11 protein-coding genes and 1 tRNA gene are annotated in these 13,810 nt (G+C 62.9%); 6 read left to right on the top strand and 6 right to left on the bottom strand.

Annotation, left to right across the window (positions count from 1 at the left end):
* Positions 1–49: 49 nt before the first annotated feature.
* A complete protein-coding gene (locus tag G6N74_RS05490) occupies positions 50–739 on the bottom strand; it encodes an HAD family hydrolase (protein ID WP_165115173.1) in 690 nt (229 codons plus the stop codon).
* Positions 740–923: 184 nt separating this feature from the next.
* On the opposite strand from G6N74_RS05490, the gene G6N74_RS05495 reads away from it, so the two are divergent.
* On the top strand, positions 924–2,057 hold the full coding sequence (locus G6N74_RS05495; protein WP_165115175.1) for a site-specific DNA-methyltransferase: 1,134 nt from the start codon (positions 924–926) through the stop codon (positions 2,055–2,057).
* A 99-nt stretch (positions 2,058–2,156) separates the two neighbouring features.
* Here G6N74_RS05495 and G6N74_RS05500 read toward each other — a convergent pair whose 3' ends face one another.
* Genes G6N74_RS05500 through mutY form a run of 3 tightly spaced genes read right to left on the bottom strand, consistent with a single transcriptional unit; the run spans position 2,157 to position 4,257 of the window.
* Positions 2,157–2,519, bottom strand: coding sequence for a nuclear transport factor 2 family protein (locus G6N74_RS05500; RefSeq protein WP_165115177.1), 363 nt, complete (start codon positions 2,517–2,519; stop codon positions 2,157–2,159).
* Positions 2,516–3,127, bottom strand: coding sequence for an HAD family hydrolase (locus tag G6N74_RS05505; protein WP_165115179.1), 612 nt, complete (start codon positions 3,125–3,127; stop codon positions 2,516–2,518). Before G6N74_RS05505 ends, G6N74_RS05500 begins: the two co-directional genes overlap by 4 nt.
* A complete protein-coding gene (mutY, locus tag G6N74_RS05510) occupies positions 3,124–4,257 on the bottom strand; it encodes an A/G-specific adenine glycosylase (protein ID WP_165115181.1) in 1,134 nt (377 codons plus the stop codon). Before mutY ends, G6N74_RS05505 begins: the two co-directional genes overlap by 4 nt.
* A gap of 55 nt (positions 4,258–4,312) precedes the next feature.
* Between mutY and G6N74_RS05515 the strand changes: the two genes are divergently transcribed.
* The 3 genes from G6N74_RS05515 to G6N74_RS05525 all read left to right on the top strand — a co-directional run bounded on the left by G6N74_RS05515 (position 4,313) and on the right by G6N74_RS05525 (position 9,170).
* Complete coding sequence (locus G6N74_RS05515; RefSeq protein WP_165115183.1) at positions 4,313–4,819, top strand: DUF721 domain-containing protein; 507 nt, start codon at positions 4,313–4,315, stop codon at positions 4,817–4,819.
* Positions 4,820–4,955: 136 nt separating this feature from the next.
* Entirely contained in the window at positions 4,956–5,651 is a 696-nt protein-coding gene (locus G6N74_RS05520) for a DsbA family protein (protein ID WP_165115185.1), read from the top strand.
* A 60-nt stretch (positions 5,652–5,711) separates the two neighbouring features.
* Positions 5,712–9,170, top strand: a complete 3,459-nt coding sequence (locus tag G6N74_RS05525) for a chromosome segregation SMC family protein (protein ID WP_165115187.1) — start codon at positions 5,712–5,714, stop codon at positions 9,168–9,170.
* Between the two features lie 298 nt (positions 9,171–9,468).
* Here the strand turns inward: G6N74_RS05525 and G6N74_RS05530 are convergent.
* Both G6N74_RS05530 and G6N74_RS05535 read right to left on the bottom strand, forming a co-directional pair.
* A tRNA-Gln gene (locus G6N74_RS05530) sits at positions 9,469–9,543 on the bottom strand.
* A gap of 145 nt (positions 9,544–9,688) precedes the next feature.
* The gene (locus G6N74_RS05535) at positions 9,689–10,033 is read right to left on the bottom strand and encodes a VOC family protein (protein ID WP_165115189.1); all 345 of its coding nucleotides are present in this window, start codon (positions 10,031–10,033) and stop codon (positions 9,689–9,691) included.
* 196 nt (positions 10,034–10,229) lie between these two features.
* Here G6N74_RS05535 and ppdK point away from each other — a divergent pair, with 196 nt between their 5' ends.
* Together ppdK and G6N74_RS05545 are read left to right on the top strand one after the other, a co-directional pair.
* The gene (ppdK, locus tag G6N74_RS05540) at positions 10,230–12,896 is read left to right on the top strand and encodes a pyruvate, phosphate dikinase (protein ID WP_165115191.1); all 2,667 of its coding nucleotides are present in this window, start codon (positions 10,230–10,232) and stop codon (positions 12,894–12,896) included.
* A gap of 77 nt (positions 12,897–12,973) precedes the next feature.
* Complete coding sequence (locus G6N74_RS05545; RefSeq protein ID WP_165115193.1) at positions 12,974–13,708, top strand: polysaccharide deacetylase family protein; 735 nt, start codon at positions 12,974–12,976, stop codon at positions 13,706–13,708.
* Positions 13,709–13,810: the final 102 nt, after the last annotated feature.

A 13,810-nucleotide genomic window follows, 5' to 3' on the forward strand; every position in this document is an offset into this window, starting at 1 on the left:
GCGATAACGGCAGGCATCAAAACCAACAGCTTAAAGCGCGAGCCGCGCTTTAAGCGTCTTCCGACCATTCGAGAAGTGCTGCGACGACACCGGGAAAATCCGCCCAGCGGCGGATGACGGTTTCAGCACCCGCTTCGGTCAGCGCATCGGCATGGCCGGGATAGCTGTGTGAAGCGCCGGTGAAGCCGATGACGCGCAGGCCGGCAGCCTTTGCGCCGGAAATGCCGTGAACCGAATCCTCGACAACGAAGGTGCGCGCCGGATTGGCGCCAAGTGTGTTGACCGCATGAAGGAACACGTCCGGCGCCGGCTTCGGCTTTTTCGACGGCGTGTCGAACGAGGAGAAGATGCGGCCTGAAAAGAACGGCAGCAGCCGTGTCTTTTCCAGCATCATGGCGAGACGCTCGCTGCTCGAATTGGAGCAGATGCAGCGCGGGCCGGTAACCGAAGCCACCGCCTCATGCGCGCCTTCGATCGCACGAACCTCGGCCTGCAGCCGGCGGTCGACAAGCGATTCCGCCTGGCTGATCAGCGATGCCTGGAACGGGATCTGCGACTGCTCCTCGATGCGCAGCATGATGTCCTTGAAGGTCAGGCCGGCATAGGTCTCGGCCAGTTCTTCGGGTTCGATCGGGAAGCCTGCGGCCGTCAGCAGCTCGGCTTCGACGCGCGCGGCGATGATTTCTGAATCGACGAGCACGCCGTCGCAATCGAAAATGACGAGATCAGGCTGGGTCATGTAAATCCGCAATAGCTGGGAAGAAAGGCCGCATGGCGGCAAGCGATGTTTTCGCGGCGCGGCATACACCATGCGCTGCCCAACCGCAAATTCCACCGCGATTGTCGTGGTGCTTCACCAAATGTTTACGCTGATCGGTAACCATAACGGGGTGTAAACAGTAACGCGTATTTCGGGTATCAGAATGTCAGCCGTGCGTGCTCTCGCCGACCTTTCCCCCCTGCCGCAGAAAGCCGAATGGCTGGATACGATCCTGAAGGGCGACTGTGTCGCCGCCCTCGACAAGCTGCCTGAAAAGTCGGTCGACGTGATTTTCGCCGACCCGCCCTACAATCTCCAGCTCAATGGCGACCTGCACCGCCCCGACCAGTCCAAGGTCGACGCCGTGGACAATGACTGGGACCAGTTCGACAGTTTTGCCGCCTACGACGCCTTCACCCGCGCCTGGCTGCTGGCCGCGCGCCGCGTGCTGAAGCCTAACGGCACGATCTGGGTGATCGGCTCCTACCACAACATTTTCCGCGTCGGCGCCTCGATGCAGGATCTCGGCTTCTGGATCCTCAACGACATCGTCTGGCGCAAGACCAACCCGATGCCGAACTTCCGCGGCCGCCGCTTCCAGAACGCGCATGAGACGATGATCTGGGCATCCCGCGACCCGAACGCCAAGAGCTACACCTTCAACTACGATGCGCTGAAGGCTTCCAACGACGACATTCAGATGCGCTCGGATTGGCTGTTCCCGATCTGCACCGGGGCCGAGCGACTGAAGAACGACAATGGCGACAAGCTGCACCCGACGCAGAAGCCGGAAGCATTGATTGCCCGCATCATGATGGCCTCGACCAAGCCGGGCGATGTCGTTCTCGACCCCTTCTTCGGCTCCGGCACGACCGGTGCCGTGGCAAAGCGCCTCGGCCGTCACTTCGTCGGCATCGAGCGCGAGCAGGACTATATCGATGCCGCCAATGAGCGCATCGCAGCGGTGGTGCCGCTCGAAGCCGCAGACCTGACGGTGCTGTCGGGCAAGCGCGCCGAACCGCGCGTCGCCTTCGTCAACCTGCTCGATTCCGGCATGCTGAAGCCGGGTGCGACGCTGTACGACGCCAAGAAGCGCTGGGCCGCCAAGGTGCGCGCCGACGGCACGCTGGCGATCGGCGACAATGCCGGTTCGATCCATCGCGTTGGTGCTGCCCTGCAGGGTCTGGAATCCTGCAACGGCTGGACCTTCTGGCACTATGAACGCAACGGCGGCCTGACCCAGATCGACGAACTGCGCCGCATCGCGCGGCTCGGCATGGAGCGGGCAGGGGCCTGATTGCCGGCTTTTTAGAAACCACCGATGGGCCGGCTTCCAGTCACCGGCTGATCCCGAACGCTCGAGGGTATCCTCGGGCGTTTTGGCGTTTAAACGGCCTTATCCCTCGACGTCGACGCGGACTATCCTGCCATCCTCGTCGAGCGTGATGGTTTCGGTACCTTGCCGGTTGTAAGGCGCACCTGTGGTCACACTCGTCGCCCGAAGTGCCCAGACCGAGCGTGCTGTGTTCGGCGAGAGCGTCTCGACCGACAAATCCTCGGAAACCTGGTCCGGATATTCCGCGAAATAGGTTTTGAATGCGGCCATCACCGCATCACGGCCGGATATGAGACCGCCGACACCACCCGAATCATAGACGACATCGGCCGCAAACATCGCTTCGATTGACTGGTAATCGAGCGCGTTGATGGCGGCGTGGTATCGCCGCAGAATCTTTGCCGGCTCGACGCCTTGCGTCACGCCTCGATGCCTCGCTGTTCAAGGTCGCGCCGCAACGTGGCTGCATCCGTGAACAGCACCGCCTGCCAGCCGGCGGCCTTGGCGCCTTCGACATTCTTCGGGCTGTCGTCGATGAAGATCGTTTCCGACGGATTGAGGCCGAAGGTCGAGGCGTGGTGGTCGTAGATGCCGCGGTCTGGCTTTATCATGCCGATCTCGCCCGAAACGGTGATGCCGCGCGGGCGCTCGAGGAACGGAAAACGCTGCCGTGCCTCTGTGAAGGTGTCCTTGGCCCAGTTGGTCAGCATGGTCACATCGTGGCCCTTGTCGATCAGGGCTTCCATCAGTTCCACGCTGTCGTCATAGGCATGCGGCACCATCTCGTGCCAGTGGCGGCGGAAGTTGCGGATGTTTTCCTCGTGGTCGGGATGCTCGGCGATCAGCAGGCTTTCGGCTTCTTCCCAGCTCCGTCCGCGATCCTGCTCTATGTTCCATTCATGCGTGCAGATGGTCTCGAAAAACCGTTTCCGCTCGGTCTCGTCCGGGATCAGCCGGCTGAAGGGCAGGTCCGGGTCGTAATGGACGAGCACCTTGCCGATGTCGAACACGATGTGGCGGATTTCGGTCATGAAGGCCTCTTTGCTGTGTGTGGAAACGGCTTTTTCGTCGCGTCCGGTATGGCAGCCTCGATTGCCTTTTTCATGACAGTCGGCAGCGCCTCGCCGTGAAGCGTGGCGACTGGAGCCCAGAAACTGCCGGCAGGCAAGGTGCGATCTGTGACCTCTGCGCGGTAGACATCAAGGTCGAGCGAGAAATGGGTGAAGACGTGGGAAATGCTGCCCGCCCGCTGCCAGGCGGCGGCAAAGGGCGCGCCGGCAATGGTGGTGTCGCCGTCGATGCGCGCGTTCCATGCGGTCGTCGGCACCTCGCTCATGCCGCCGAGCAGGCCCCTTTCCGGGCGCTTGCGCAAAAGGATCGCGCCGTCCGGGCGGATCGCGATGAATGCCGCGCCTCGTCGTGCCGGCTTTTCGGTCTTCGGGGCCTTCACCGGATAGAGTTCCGGGTCGCCATTCGCCAGTGCCTGGCAGCCGTCGCGCAGCGGGCACAGCATGCAGCGCGGGCGTCGTGGCGTGCAGATCGTCGCGCCCAGATCCATCATCGCCTGGGCGAAATCCCCCGGTCGAGCCGGTGGCACCAGGGTTTCAAGAATTGTGCGGATTTCCGGCTTAGCGTCCGGCAGCGGCGTGGAAATCTCGAACAGGCGCGACATGACGCGCTCGACATTGCCGTCCATCACGGCAGCGGGCCGGTCGAAGGCGATCGCAGCGATTGCCGCCGCTGTATAGGCGCCGATGCCTGGTAGTTCGCGCAAACCGGCTTCGGTATCCGGAAAAGCGCCTTTGCCAGCCGCAACGAGATTGGCGCAGGCTTTCAGGTTGCGGGCGCGCGAATAATAACCGAGGCCGGCCCATGCTTTCATCACATCGTCGGTTTCGGCTGCCGCAAGAGATTTCACGTCCGGCCATTTTTCAAGGAAAGCGCGGAAGTAGGATTTGACCGCCTCGACCGTCGTCTGCTGCAGCATGATTTCCGAAAGCCAGACGCGGTAAGGGTCGGGGCGAATGCCGGCGGCCAGCTGGCGCGGCGAAATGCGCCACGGCAGTTCGCGGTGATTGGCGTCGTACCACTCAAGCAGGGGCGCTGCGATATCGCCGCTGGATGTTGCGGCGCTCTTGCGGGGTTTTGCCTGTGGTGCCATTGATCGTGCTACTGATCCGCGCCTTGGGTAAGGGTGCATAGTCCGGAGAACGCACATGGCAGGGAAAAGCCGTTACGGCAATCCCGTTCCGGTGAGCGATCTCGCCACCGAAATCCTCGATCCCGTCCTGCGCAAGCGCGCGGGCATCTCGGTTGGGCTCGTCCAGTCGTGGGAGGAGATCGTCGGCCCGCGGATCGCCGCCAAAAGCCGGCCGGAAAAAATCCAGTGGCCGCGCCGTCTGCATGAGGACGATCCGTTCGAGCCGGCAACGCTGATTGTCGCCTGCGAAGGGTTGGCCGCGCTCCATCTCCAGCACGAGACCGGCGAAGTCATCGGCCGGGTCAACGCCTTTCTGGGCTTCACGGCGATCGGGCGCATCCGCATCGTGCAAAAGGCCCTGATCGACACGAGTTTGCCGCCGAAACCACGCCCACGGACCCTGACCGATGGCGAGAAAACAAAACTCGCCGGCACGGTGGAAAAGATCGAGGATGATGGCTTGCGGGCCGCGCTCGAACGTCTTGGCGCAACCATCATCGGCACGGAAAAGAAGAAGAGTTGACATCGATCTCGCATATTCGTGATTGCTGTTGCGGAACTTGTCGATTGGATTGGGGGAAGAGATGCCTTAATTCGCGCCAAGTCTCGCTTTTTGGTGCCTTGGCATCGCACAATACAATCTCAGGCAGGTGATTCGTATGATCCGTTCCATTCCGCGCAGAAAAGTTCTCTCGACACTGGCTCTTGCGCCGGCGGCAATCGTGCTCGCCTCGCAGGCCGGCTTTACCGGACGCGCGATGGCGCAGGACGCTGCAGCACCCGCACCCGGCAAGGCGCCTGAGCCGCAGGGCAAGGTCGACATGGCCAAGGTGCTTGAGGCCGGCGCGCTGCCGGACAAGCAGCTCGGCAAGGACGACGCGCCGGTGACGATCGTCGAATACGCCTCGATGACCTGCCCGCACTGCGCGCATTTCCACGAGACGACGCTGCCGGCGCTGAAGGAAAAGTATATCGACACCGGCAAGGCGCGTTTGATCTTCCGCGAATTCCCGTTCGATCCGCGCGCAGAGGCAGGTTTCATGCTTGCCCGCTGCTCCAACGATAACTACTTCCCGATGATTGACGTGCTGTTCAAGCAGCAGGAAAACTGGGCCGGCGTGCAGGATGCGAAGACCGCGCTGCTGCAAATCTCGAAATTGGCAGGTTTTTCACAGGAGTCCTTCGAGGCCTGCTTGACTGACCAGAAGCTTCTGGACGATGTCAGGGCAGTACAGAAACGTGGCGCGGAAGATTTCAAGGTCGATTCCACCCCGACCTTTTTCATCAACGGCAATGTGTACAAAGGGGCTTTGTCTATTGAGGATATGTCGGCGATTATCGACGGCATGCTCTGACGGTCCGGCCATGCCGGGGCGCTTGCGCCCCGCCATGCCTGCGGTCGCGGGACCGCGCCTATGAAATTTTCCCGTCTGCGCCTTCTCGGCTTCAAATCCTTCGTTGAATCGGGCGAGTTCGTCATCGAGCGCGGCCTGACCGGTGTCGTCGGGCCGAATGGCTGCGGCAAGTCCAATCTGGTCGAAGCGCTGCGCTGGGTGATGGGCGAAAGCTCATACAAGAACATGCGCGCGTCGGGCATGGACGACGTGATCTTCTCCGGTTCCGGCACGCGCCCGGCGCGAAACACCGCCGAAGTCACGCTTTTCCTCGACAATGCCGACCGTTCGGCCCCCGCTGCCTTCAACGATGCCGACGAATTGCAGGTGTCGCGCCGCATCGAGCGCGAGGCTGGCTCCATCTATCGCATCAACGGCAAGGAAGCGCGCGCCAAGGACGTGCAGCTTCTGTTCGCCGACCAGTCGACCGGCGCGCGCTCGCCCTCGATGGTCGGGCAGGGCCGTATCGGCGAGCTGATCCAGGCCAAGCCGCAGGCACGACGCGCACTTCTGGAAGAGGCTGCCGGCATTTCCGGCCTGCACACCCGCCGTCATGAGGCCGAGCTTCGGCTGCGCGCGGCGGAGCAGAACCTCGAGCGGCTGGACGATGTCGTCGGCGAGTTGGAAAGCCAGATCGAAAGCCTGAAGCGTCAGGCGCGGCAGGCTGCGCGATTCAAGAACCTTTCAGCCGATATCCGCAAGGCCGAAGCCACGCTGCTGCATATTCGCTGGACGCAGGCGAAGACGCAGGAAGGCGAGTCGCGCTCGGCCCTGGCGACGGCGACTTCGCTGGTTGGCGAGCGTGCGGCTCAGCAGATGACCGCTGCCAAGGAACAGGCGATCGGCGCACACAAGTTGCCGGAACTGCGCGAGGCGGAAGCCGCTGCTGCCGCCGCTTTCCAGCGCCTGTCCATCGCCAGAACCCAGATCGAGGAAGAGGCAGGCCGCATTCGTACGCGGCAGGCCGAGCTTGACCGCCGCCTGCAGCAGCTCGACGCCGACCTTGCGCGCGAACAGCAGATGGTTAGCGACAACGCCGATATTCTTGCTCGCCTTGCCGAGGAAGAAGAGGCGTTGAATGCCGAAAACGCCGGTGCGGCCGAGCGTGAGATGGCAACGCGGGCGACCTTCGAGGAAGCGACCGCGACGCTTGGCTTGAGCGAAGTCGCGCTCTCCAAACTGACCGCAACGCGCGCGGACGCTGCCGCATCGCGCACCCAGCTGGAGCGCGCGCTGCGCGAAACGGCCGAGCGCCGGGATCGTCTGGCCCGCCAGCTTGGCGATGTCGACCGTGAAGTGTCGGAGATCGCTGCGCGCATTTCCGGCCTTGCCGATCCGGCCGAAAAGAAGATCCTGGCCGAGGAGGCGCAGGCAGCACTCGACGATGCCGAGTTTGCAGCAGGTGCGGCCGAACAGGCCGTTGCCGATGCGCGGGCGGCGGAAAATGAGGCCCGTCCGCCGCTTCAGGAAGCGCGCGCCGAACTGGCCGGCATCGAGACCGAAGCGCGCACGCTGGCCAAGATCATCAATGCATCGAGCGGCGATCTCTTTCCGGCTGTTCTGGAGCAGGTGAGCGTCGAGCGCGGTTTCGAGACGGCACTTGGTGCAGCACTCGGCGAAGACCTCGACGTGCCGCTCGATCGCGCCGCACCCGTGCATTGGGGCGAGAGCGAGCCGATGCCGGGCGATCCGGTGCTGCCGGAAGGCATCCGCAGCCTCGCCAGCGTCGTGCGGGCACCGCGCCAGCTTGCGCGCCGCCTGGCGCAGATCGGCATCGTTGATGCAAGTGACGGCAGGCAGCTACAGCTTCTGCTGGCGCCCGGCCAGCGCCTGGTCAGCAAGGACGGCGCGCTGTGGCGCTGGGACGGCTTCACCGCCAGCGCCGATGCGCCGACCGCCGCCGCGCAACGTCTGGCACAGAAGAACCGGCTTGCCGAGCTGGATGCGGAGGCTGTTGCCGCGACCGTGAAAGTGCGCGCGGCGGAAGAGGTCTTGGCCAAGGCCGAGGCTTCGGTTCGCCAGCGCACGGAAGAAGAGCGGCTGTCGCGCCAGGCATGGCGCGATGCGCAGCATGCGGTCGGACAGGCCCGCGACGCGCTGGCTCAGGCGGAGAGGGCGGCAGGCGAATTGTCGAGCCGGCGTACCGCGCTCGATGAGGCGCGCGCGCGGATCGAGGAAGGCCATGAGGAGGCCGCAGCCGCATATGTCGAGGCCGAGGACCAGCTTGGTTCCGCGCCCGATCTCGGCGATCTTCAATTGCGGCTCGATCAGTCAGCGGCGCACGTTGCCCGCGACCGCGCCGCCGTTGCCGATGCGCGCGCCGTGCATGATGGCTTGAAGCGCGAGGCCGAGGCGCGCATGCGTCGGCTGGAGGCCATCGCTAATGAGCGCCGCAACTGGACGCTGCGCGCCGAGAACGCCGCCGGCCAGATCGCATCGCTCGGCGAGCGGCAGACCGAGGCGATGGAGGAGCGCGAAAGGCTCGTCGACGCGCCGGACGAGATCGACGCGCGCCGCCGCGCGCTGATGACGCAGCTTTCGCAGTCGGAAGAGTTGCGCAAGGCAGCCAGCGACCGGCTTCAGGAGGCGGAAAACCAGCAGGCTCTGCTTGACAAGGCTGCGACCGGTGCGATCCAGGCGCTGTCGGAAGCGCGCGAAGCGCGGGGCCGCGCCGAGGAACGCCTGACGGCAGCCGACGACCGCCGCAAGGAGATCGAGGCGCGCATCCAGGAAACGCTCAATACGCCGCCGCATCTCGTCATCCGCCACACCGGCCTCGAAGCCGACGCGCCGATGCCGGACGCTACCGAAGTCGAGCGCCAGCTGGAGCGCCTGAAAATCGAGCGCGAGCGGCTGGGCGCGGTCAATCTGCGGGCCGAGGAAGAACAGCGGGAGCTGTCCGAGCGGCTTGAGGCCATCGTCACCGAACGCGAAGACATCATCGAAGCAATCCGCAAATTGCGCCAGGCGATCCAGAGCCTGAATCGCGAAGGCCGCGAGCGGCTGCTGGCCGCGTTTGACGTCGTCAACGAGCAGTTCAAGCGGCTGTTCACGCATCTGTTCGGCGGCGGCACGGCCGAACTGCAGCTGATCGAATCGGAAGACCCGCTGGAAGCCGGGCTTGAAATCCTCGCCCGCCCGCCGGGCAAGAAGCCGCAGACCATGACGCTGCTGTCGGGCGGCGAGCAGGCGTTGACGGCGATGGCGCTGATCTTTGCGGTGTTCCTGACCAATCCCGCGCCGATCTGCGTGCTCGACGAAGTCGACGCGCCGCTCGACGACCACAATGTCGAGCGCTTCTGCAATCTGATGGACGAGATGGCGCGCACCACCGAAACGCGCTTCGTAATCATCACGCACAACCCCATCACCATGGCCCGCATGAACCGCCTGTTCGGCGTCACCATGGCCGAGCAGGGCGTCAGCCAGCTGGTTTCGGTTGATTTGCAGACGGCGGAGCAGCTGCGGGAAGCGAGTTAGGTCTGCTGATACTCAGTTGATGGTGGCTAATACAATAGCTGCGCTGATATCTGTGCCGTTTGCATTCCTTCGCGCCCCCCTCTGGCCTGCCGGCCATCTCCCCCTCAAGGGGGGAGATCAGCCTTCATTTCGGCTTTCGCCAATTTTCAGCATTGCAGAATAGGCGGGACGAACGACGCAGCTAATCTCCCCACCTGAGGGGGAGATGGCCGGCAGGCCAGAGGGGGGTGCGAAGGAATGCAAAGACAAGCAGGCTAGCTCTCGTTAAAGATGCCAATCAAAGTATTGCTGAAAAACCTGGCTGGGGCGGGAGGGTTCGAACCTCCGAATGGCGGTACCAAAAACCGCTGCCTTACCACTTGGCTACGCCCCAAGACCCGGAGCCCCGAGTCAAGTCTGTGCGGCCTTATATTCAGTGTGATCGAAAAGCACAATCGCGGCAAAATGCCTGTTGTGAATTTTACCGCCTCACCCCGGGTGAAGCGGTAAAACGAGTTCCGCGGGCGCGTAACGGAGCGCTATTCGCCCCAGACGGCCAGTTCGTTGCCAGCCGGATCGGTGAAATGGAACCTGCGGCCGCCGGGGAACGAAAAGATCGGTTTCACGATCTTGCCGCCGGCGTCTTCCACGGCTGCAAGCGTCTCTTCCAGATTCTCCGAATAGAGAACCGGCAGCGGCTTGGGTGTAGTGTCTCCCGCTTCGGAATAGAAGCCACCCTCCAGGCCCTCGTCATAGGCCGAATAGCTTGGTCCGTAGTCGGTGAATGACCAGGAAAAGGCAGTGCTGTAGAACGCCTTGACGTTGTCGAGCGTGCCGCCGGTGGCGGGCATTTCGAGATAATCGAGTTTGCCGGTCTTTTTCATGGTAAACCTCTCGTTCTCTTTATGTTCTAAAAAATTTGACGTCGAAATACAAGTCTTGTTACCAGCGGATTTCTTAATCGATTGTAGGAGTTAAACATTCCGAGGCACAGGTTGCCTTTCGCAACGCAGCAAACTATCGCTTCGCGCTAGAGGCGCTTTTCATCTGCTGTCTCAATTGCATAGGCTAGGAGCGAGCATGACCAAGTGGGTCTACACCTTTGGGGATGGTGCCGCCGAGGGGCGTGCCGGTGACAGGAACCTGCTGGGCGGCAAGGGCGCCAATCTGGCAGAAATGTGCAGCCTTGGCCTGCCTGTGCCGCCGGGCTTTACCGTCACCACTGAAGCCTGCAACTGGTATTACGCCAACGGCAACGCCTATCCGGCTTCCCTGCAGAAAGATGTCACGACGGCGCTCGACCATATCGGCGCGCTGACCGACCGCCGCTTCGGCGATCCGGAAAAGCTGCTGCTGGTTTCGGTGCGTTCCGGCGCGCGCGCTTCCATGCCCGGCATGATGGATACCGTGCTTAATCTCGGCCTCAACGACGTGACGGTGGAAGCGCTCGCGAAAGATTCGGGTGATGCCCGCTTTGCCTATGACAGCTACCGCCGCTTCATCCAGATGTATTCGGATGTAGTGATGGGGCTCGATCATGAGGTTTTCGAGGAAATCCTCGAGGAGGAGAAAGCCCTGCTCGGCCACGAACTCGACACCGATCTGTCCGCCGCCGAGTGGCAGGCGACCATTGCGCTCTACAAGGCCAAGATCGAGGAGGAGCTTGGCAAGCCGTTTCCGCAAGACCCGCAGGAGCAGCTCTGGGGCGCCATCGGGGCGGTTTTCTCGAGCTGGATGAACCATCGCGCCATCACCTATCGCCGGCTGCACGACATTCCCGAAAGCTGGGGCACGGCGGTCAACGTCCAGGCCATGGTGTTCGGCAATATGGGCGACACCTCGGCCACCGGCGTTGCATTCACCCGCAACCCGTCGACCGGCGAGAAGATGCTCTATGGTGAGTTCCTGGTGAATGCGCAGGGCGAGGATGTCGTGGCCGGCATTCGCACGCCGCAGAACATCACTGAAAAGGCCCGCATCGCCGCCGGATCGGACAAGCCGTCGATGCAGAAGCTGATGCCGGCTGCCTTCAACACTTTCATGGAGATTTCCGAGCGGCTCGAAAAGCACTACCGCGACATGCAGGATCTCGAATTCACCATCGAGCGCGGCAAATTGTGGATGCTGCAGACCCGGTCGGGCAAGCGCACCGCAAAGGCTGCGCTGAAGACTGCTGTCGATATGGCGGCCGAGGGGTTGATCACCCAGGAAGAGGCGGTGGCCCGCATCGACCCGTCCTCGCTCGACCAGCTTCTGCACCCGACAATCGACCCCAAGGCCGAGCGCAACGTCGTTGCGATCGGCCTGCCGGCGTCGCCGGGGGCCGCCACCGGCGAGATCGTGTTCTCGTCGAACGAGGCCGAGGAAATGCGCGCCATCGGCAGGAAAGTCATTCTGGTGCGCATCGAAACCAGCCCGGAAGACATCCACGGCATGCATGCCGCCGAAGGCATCCTGACAACGCGCGGCGGCATGACCAGCCATGCGGCGGTCGTTGCCCGCGGCATGGGCAAGCCCTGCGTTTCCGGCGCCGGCACGCTGCGTGTCGACTACAAGGCCGGCACGATGACCGCGATGGGCAATACCTTCCGCAAGGGCGAGGTCATCACCGTCGATGGCGGCACCGGGCAGGTGCTGAAAGGCGCGGTTGCGATGCTGCAGCCGGAACTCTCAGGCGATTTCGCCGCCATCATGGAATGGGCCGACAAGATCCGCCGCATGAAGGTGCGCACCAATGCCGAAACGCCGGCCGATGCGCGCATGGCGCGCTCTTTCGGAGCGGAAGGCATCGGCCTCTGCCGCACTGAGCATATGTTCTTCGAGGGCGTACGCATCATCGCCATGCGCGAGATGATCCTGGCCGACACGGAAAAGGATCGCCGCGCAGCGCTGGACAAGCTCCTGCCGATGCAGCGCTCGGACTTCCTCGAACTGTTCGAGATCATGGCCGGCCTGCCGGTGACGATCCGCCTGCTCGACCCGCCGCTGCACGAATTCCTGCCCAAGTCGGATCAGGAAATCGAGGAAGTCGCAGCCGCCATGAAGGTGTCGGTGGACAAGCTGCGCCATCGCACCGAAACGCTGCACGAATTCAACCCGATGCTCGGCCATCGCGGCTGCCGCCTGGCGATTTCCTATCCGGAAATCGCCGAAATGCAGGCGCGCGCGATTTTCGAGGCAGCCGTTGAGGCGGGCAAGAAGACGGGTAACCCGGTTGTTCCCGAAATCATGGTGCCGCTGGTCGGGCTGAAAACGGAACTCGACTTCGTGAAGGCGCGCATCGACGCGGTGGCCAAGAGCGTGATGGAAGAAAGTGGCGTCACCGTCGAGTATCTTACCGGCACGATGATCGAACTGCCGCGCGCGGCGATCCGTGCCCATGTGATTGCCGAATCTGCCGAATTCTTCTCCTTCGGCACCAACGATCTGACGCAGACGACCTTCGGCATTTCGCGCGACGACGCGGCGTCCTTCCTCGAAACCTATCGCCAGAAGGGCATCGTCGATCAGGACCCGTTCGTCTCGCTCGATATCGAGGGTGTGGGCGAACTGGTGCGCATGGCAGCCGACAAGGGCAGGTCGACGCGGCCCGACATCAAGCTCGGCATTTGCGGCGAGCATGGCGGCGACCCGGCCTCGATACGCTTCTGCGAGGAAGTCGGGCTCGACTACGTCTCCTGCTCGCCCTTCCGCGTGCCGATCGCAAGGCTGGCGGCGGCGCAGGCTGCGGTCAAAAAGGGCGCCTGAGCGGAATCTGACGCATCATCCCAATTTTGCCGTTATGCAGGCATTGGGATGATGCGATTATCGGCTTGGGTTTCCGCATGCGCCTTGTTTCAAAGCTTTTTCTTGCCGTCGTTCTTTCCGGTTCGGCTGCGGTCGCGAATGCCGCGCCGCTGCTTGAGCCGAGTCTGCATATCAGGCAGGGCGGCGACAGCCCGCGCGTCGCAGTGACATTGGATGCCTGCGGCGGCGCAACCGACAGCCGGATTCTTTCCGCGCTGGTTCAGTACAAGATTCCGGCGACGATCTTCGTGACCGGCACCTGGCTGAAGCGCAATGCGCCTTCGCTGGATATCATGCGGGCACACCCGGAACTGTTCGAGCTTGAGAACCATGGCGGGCGGCACATTCCGGCCGTCGATTCGCCGCGCAAGATTTATGGTATCCGCAGCGCCGGAAGCCCGGAAGCCGTGCTGGCCGAAGTCGAGACCGGGGCTGCGGCACTCACCAAGACCGGCGAGCCGGCGCCAAAATGGTTTCGCGGCGCCACCGCACAATACAGCCCCTCGGCGATTGCGCTGATCCGCAAGGCCGGCTTCAAGATCGCCGGCTATTCCATCAATGGTGATGGCGGCTCACTGCTCGGCGCGCGCGAGACCGCACGGCGCGTTTCCGCTGCGAAAGACGGCGATGTCATCATCGCCCATATCAACCAGCCGACCCATGCGGCCGGCGAGGGGCTGGTGAAGGGCCTGCTGGCGCTGAAGGACAAGGGCTACACCTTCGTACGGCTGGATGACGTCGATGGCGACGGGACCGACGATACGACGAATTGAGCGGCTGAGTTCCATCTGGGTATTGCGGTCAGGTGTTATACCTGATTTGCGAATTGGGTATAACTAAGTTGCCATATACCGACTTATGAGTTATACCCGTTT

This window comes from Mesorhizobium zhangyense (genome assembly GCF_011045115.1).
GTDB classification, from domain to species: domain Bacteria; phylum Pseudomonadota; class Alphaproteobacteria; order Rhizobiales; family Rhizobiaceae; genus Mesorhizobium_M; species Mesorhizobium_M zhangyense.

Bases quoted from the DNA above. Each gene is read 5' to 3' on its own strand.
- G6N74_RS05495 (WP_165115175.1), top strand. From the start codon at position 924: ATGTCAGCCGTGCGTGCTCTCGCCGACCTTTCCCCCCTGCCGCAGAAA.
- G6N74_RS05515 (WP_165115183.1), top strand. From the start codon at position 4,313: ATGGCAGGGAAAAGCCGTTACGGCAATCCCGTTCCGGTGAGCGATCTC.
- ppdK (WP_165115191.1), top strand. From the start codon at position 10,230: ATGACCAAGTGGGTCTACACCTTTGGGGATGGTGCCGCCGAGGGGCGT.
- G6N74_RS05490 (WP_165115173.1), bottom strand. From the start codon at position 739: ATGACCCAGCCTGATCTCGTCATTTTCGATTGCGACGGCGTGCTCGTC.
- G6N74_RS05545 (WP_165115193.1), top strand. From the start codon at position 12,974: ATGCGCCTTGTTTCAAAGCTTTTTCTTGCCGTCGTTCTTTCCGGTTCG.
- G6N74_RS05525 (WP_165115187.1), top strand. From the start codon at position 5,712: ATGAAATTTTCCCGTCTGCGCCTTCTCGGCTTCAAATCCTTCGTTGAA.
- mutY (WP_165115181.1), bottom strand. From the start codon at position 4,257: ATGGCACCACAGGCAAAACCCCGCAAGAGCGCCGCAACATCCAGCGGC.
- G6N74_RS05520 (WP_165115185.1), top strand. From the start codon at position 4,956: ATGATCCGTTCCATTCCGCGCAGAAAAGTTCTCTCGACACTGGCTCTT.
- G6N74_RS05535 (WP_165115189.1), bottom strand. From the start codon at position 10,033: ATGAAAAAGACCGGCAAACTCGATTATCTCGAAATGCCCGCCACCGGC.
- G6N74_RS05505 (WP_165115179.1), bottom strand. From the start codon at position 3,127: ATGACCGAAATCCGCCACATCGTGTTCGACATCGGCAAGGTGCTCGTC.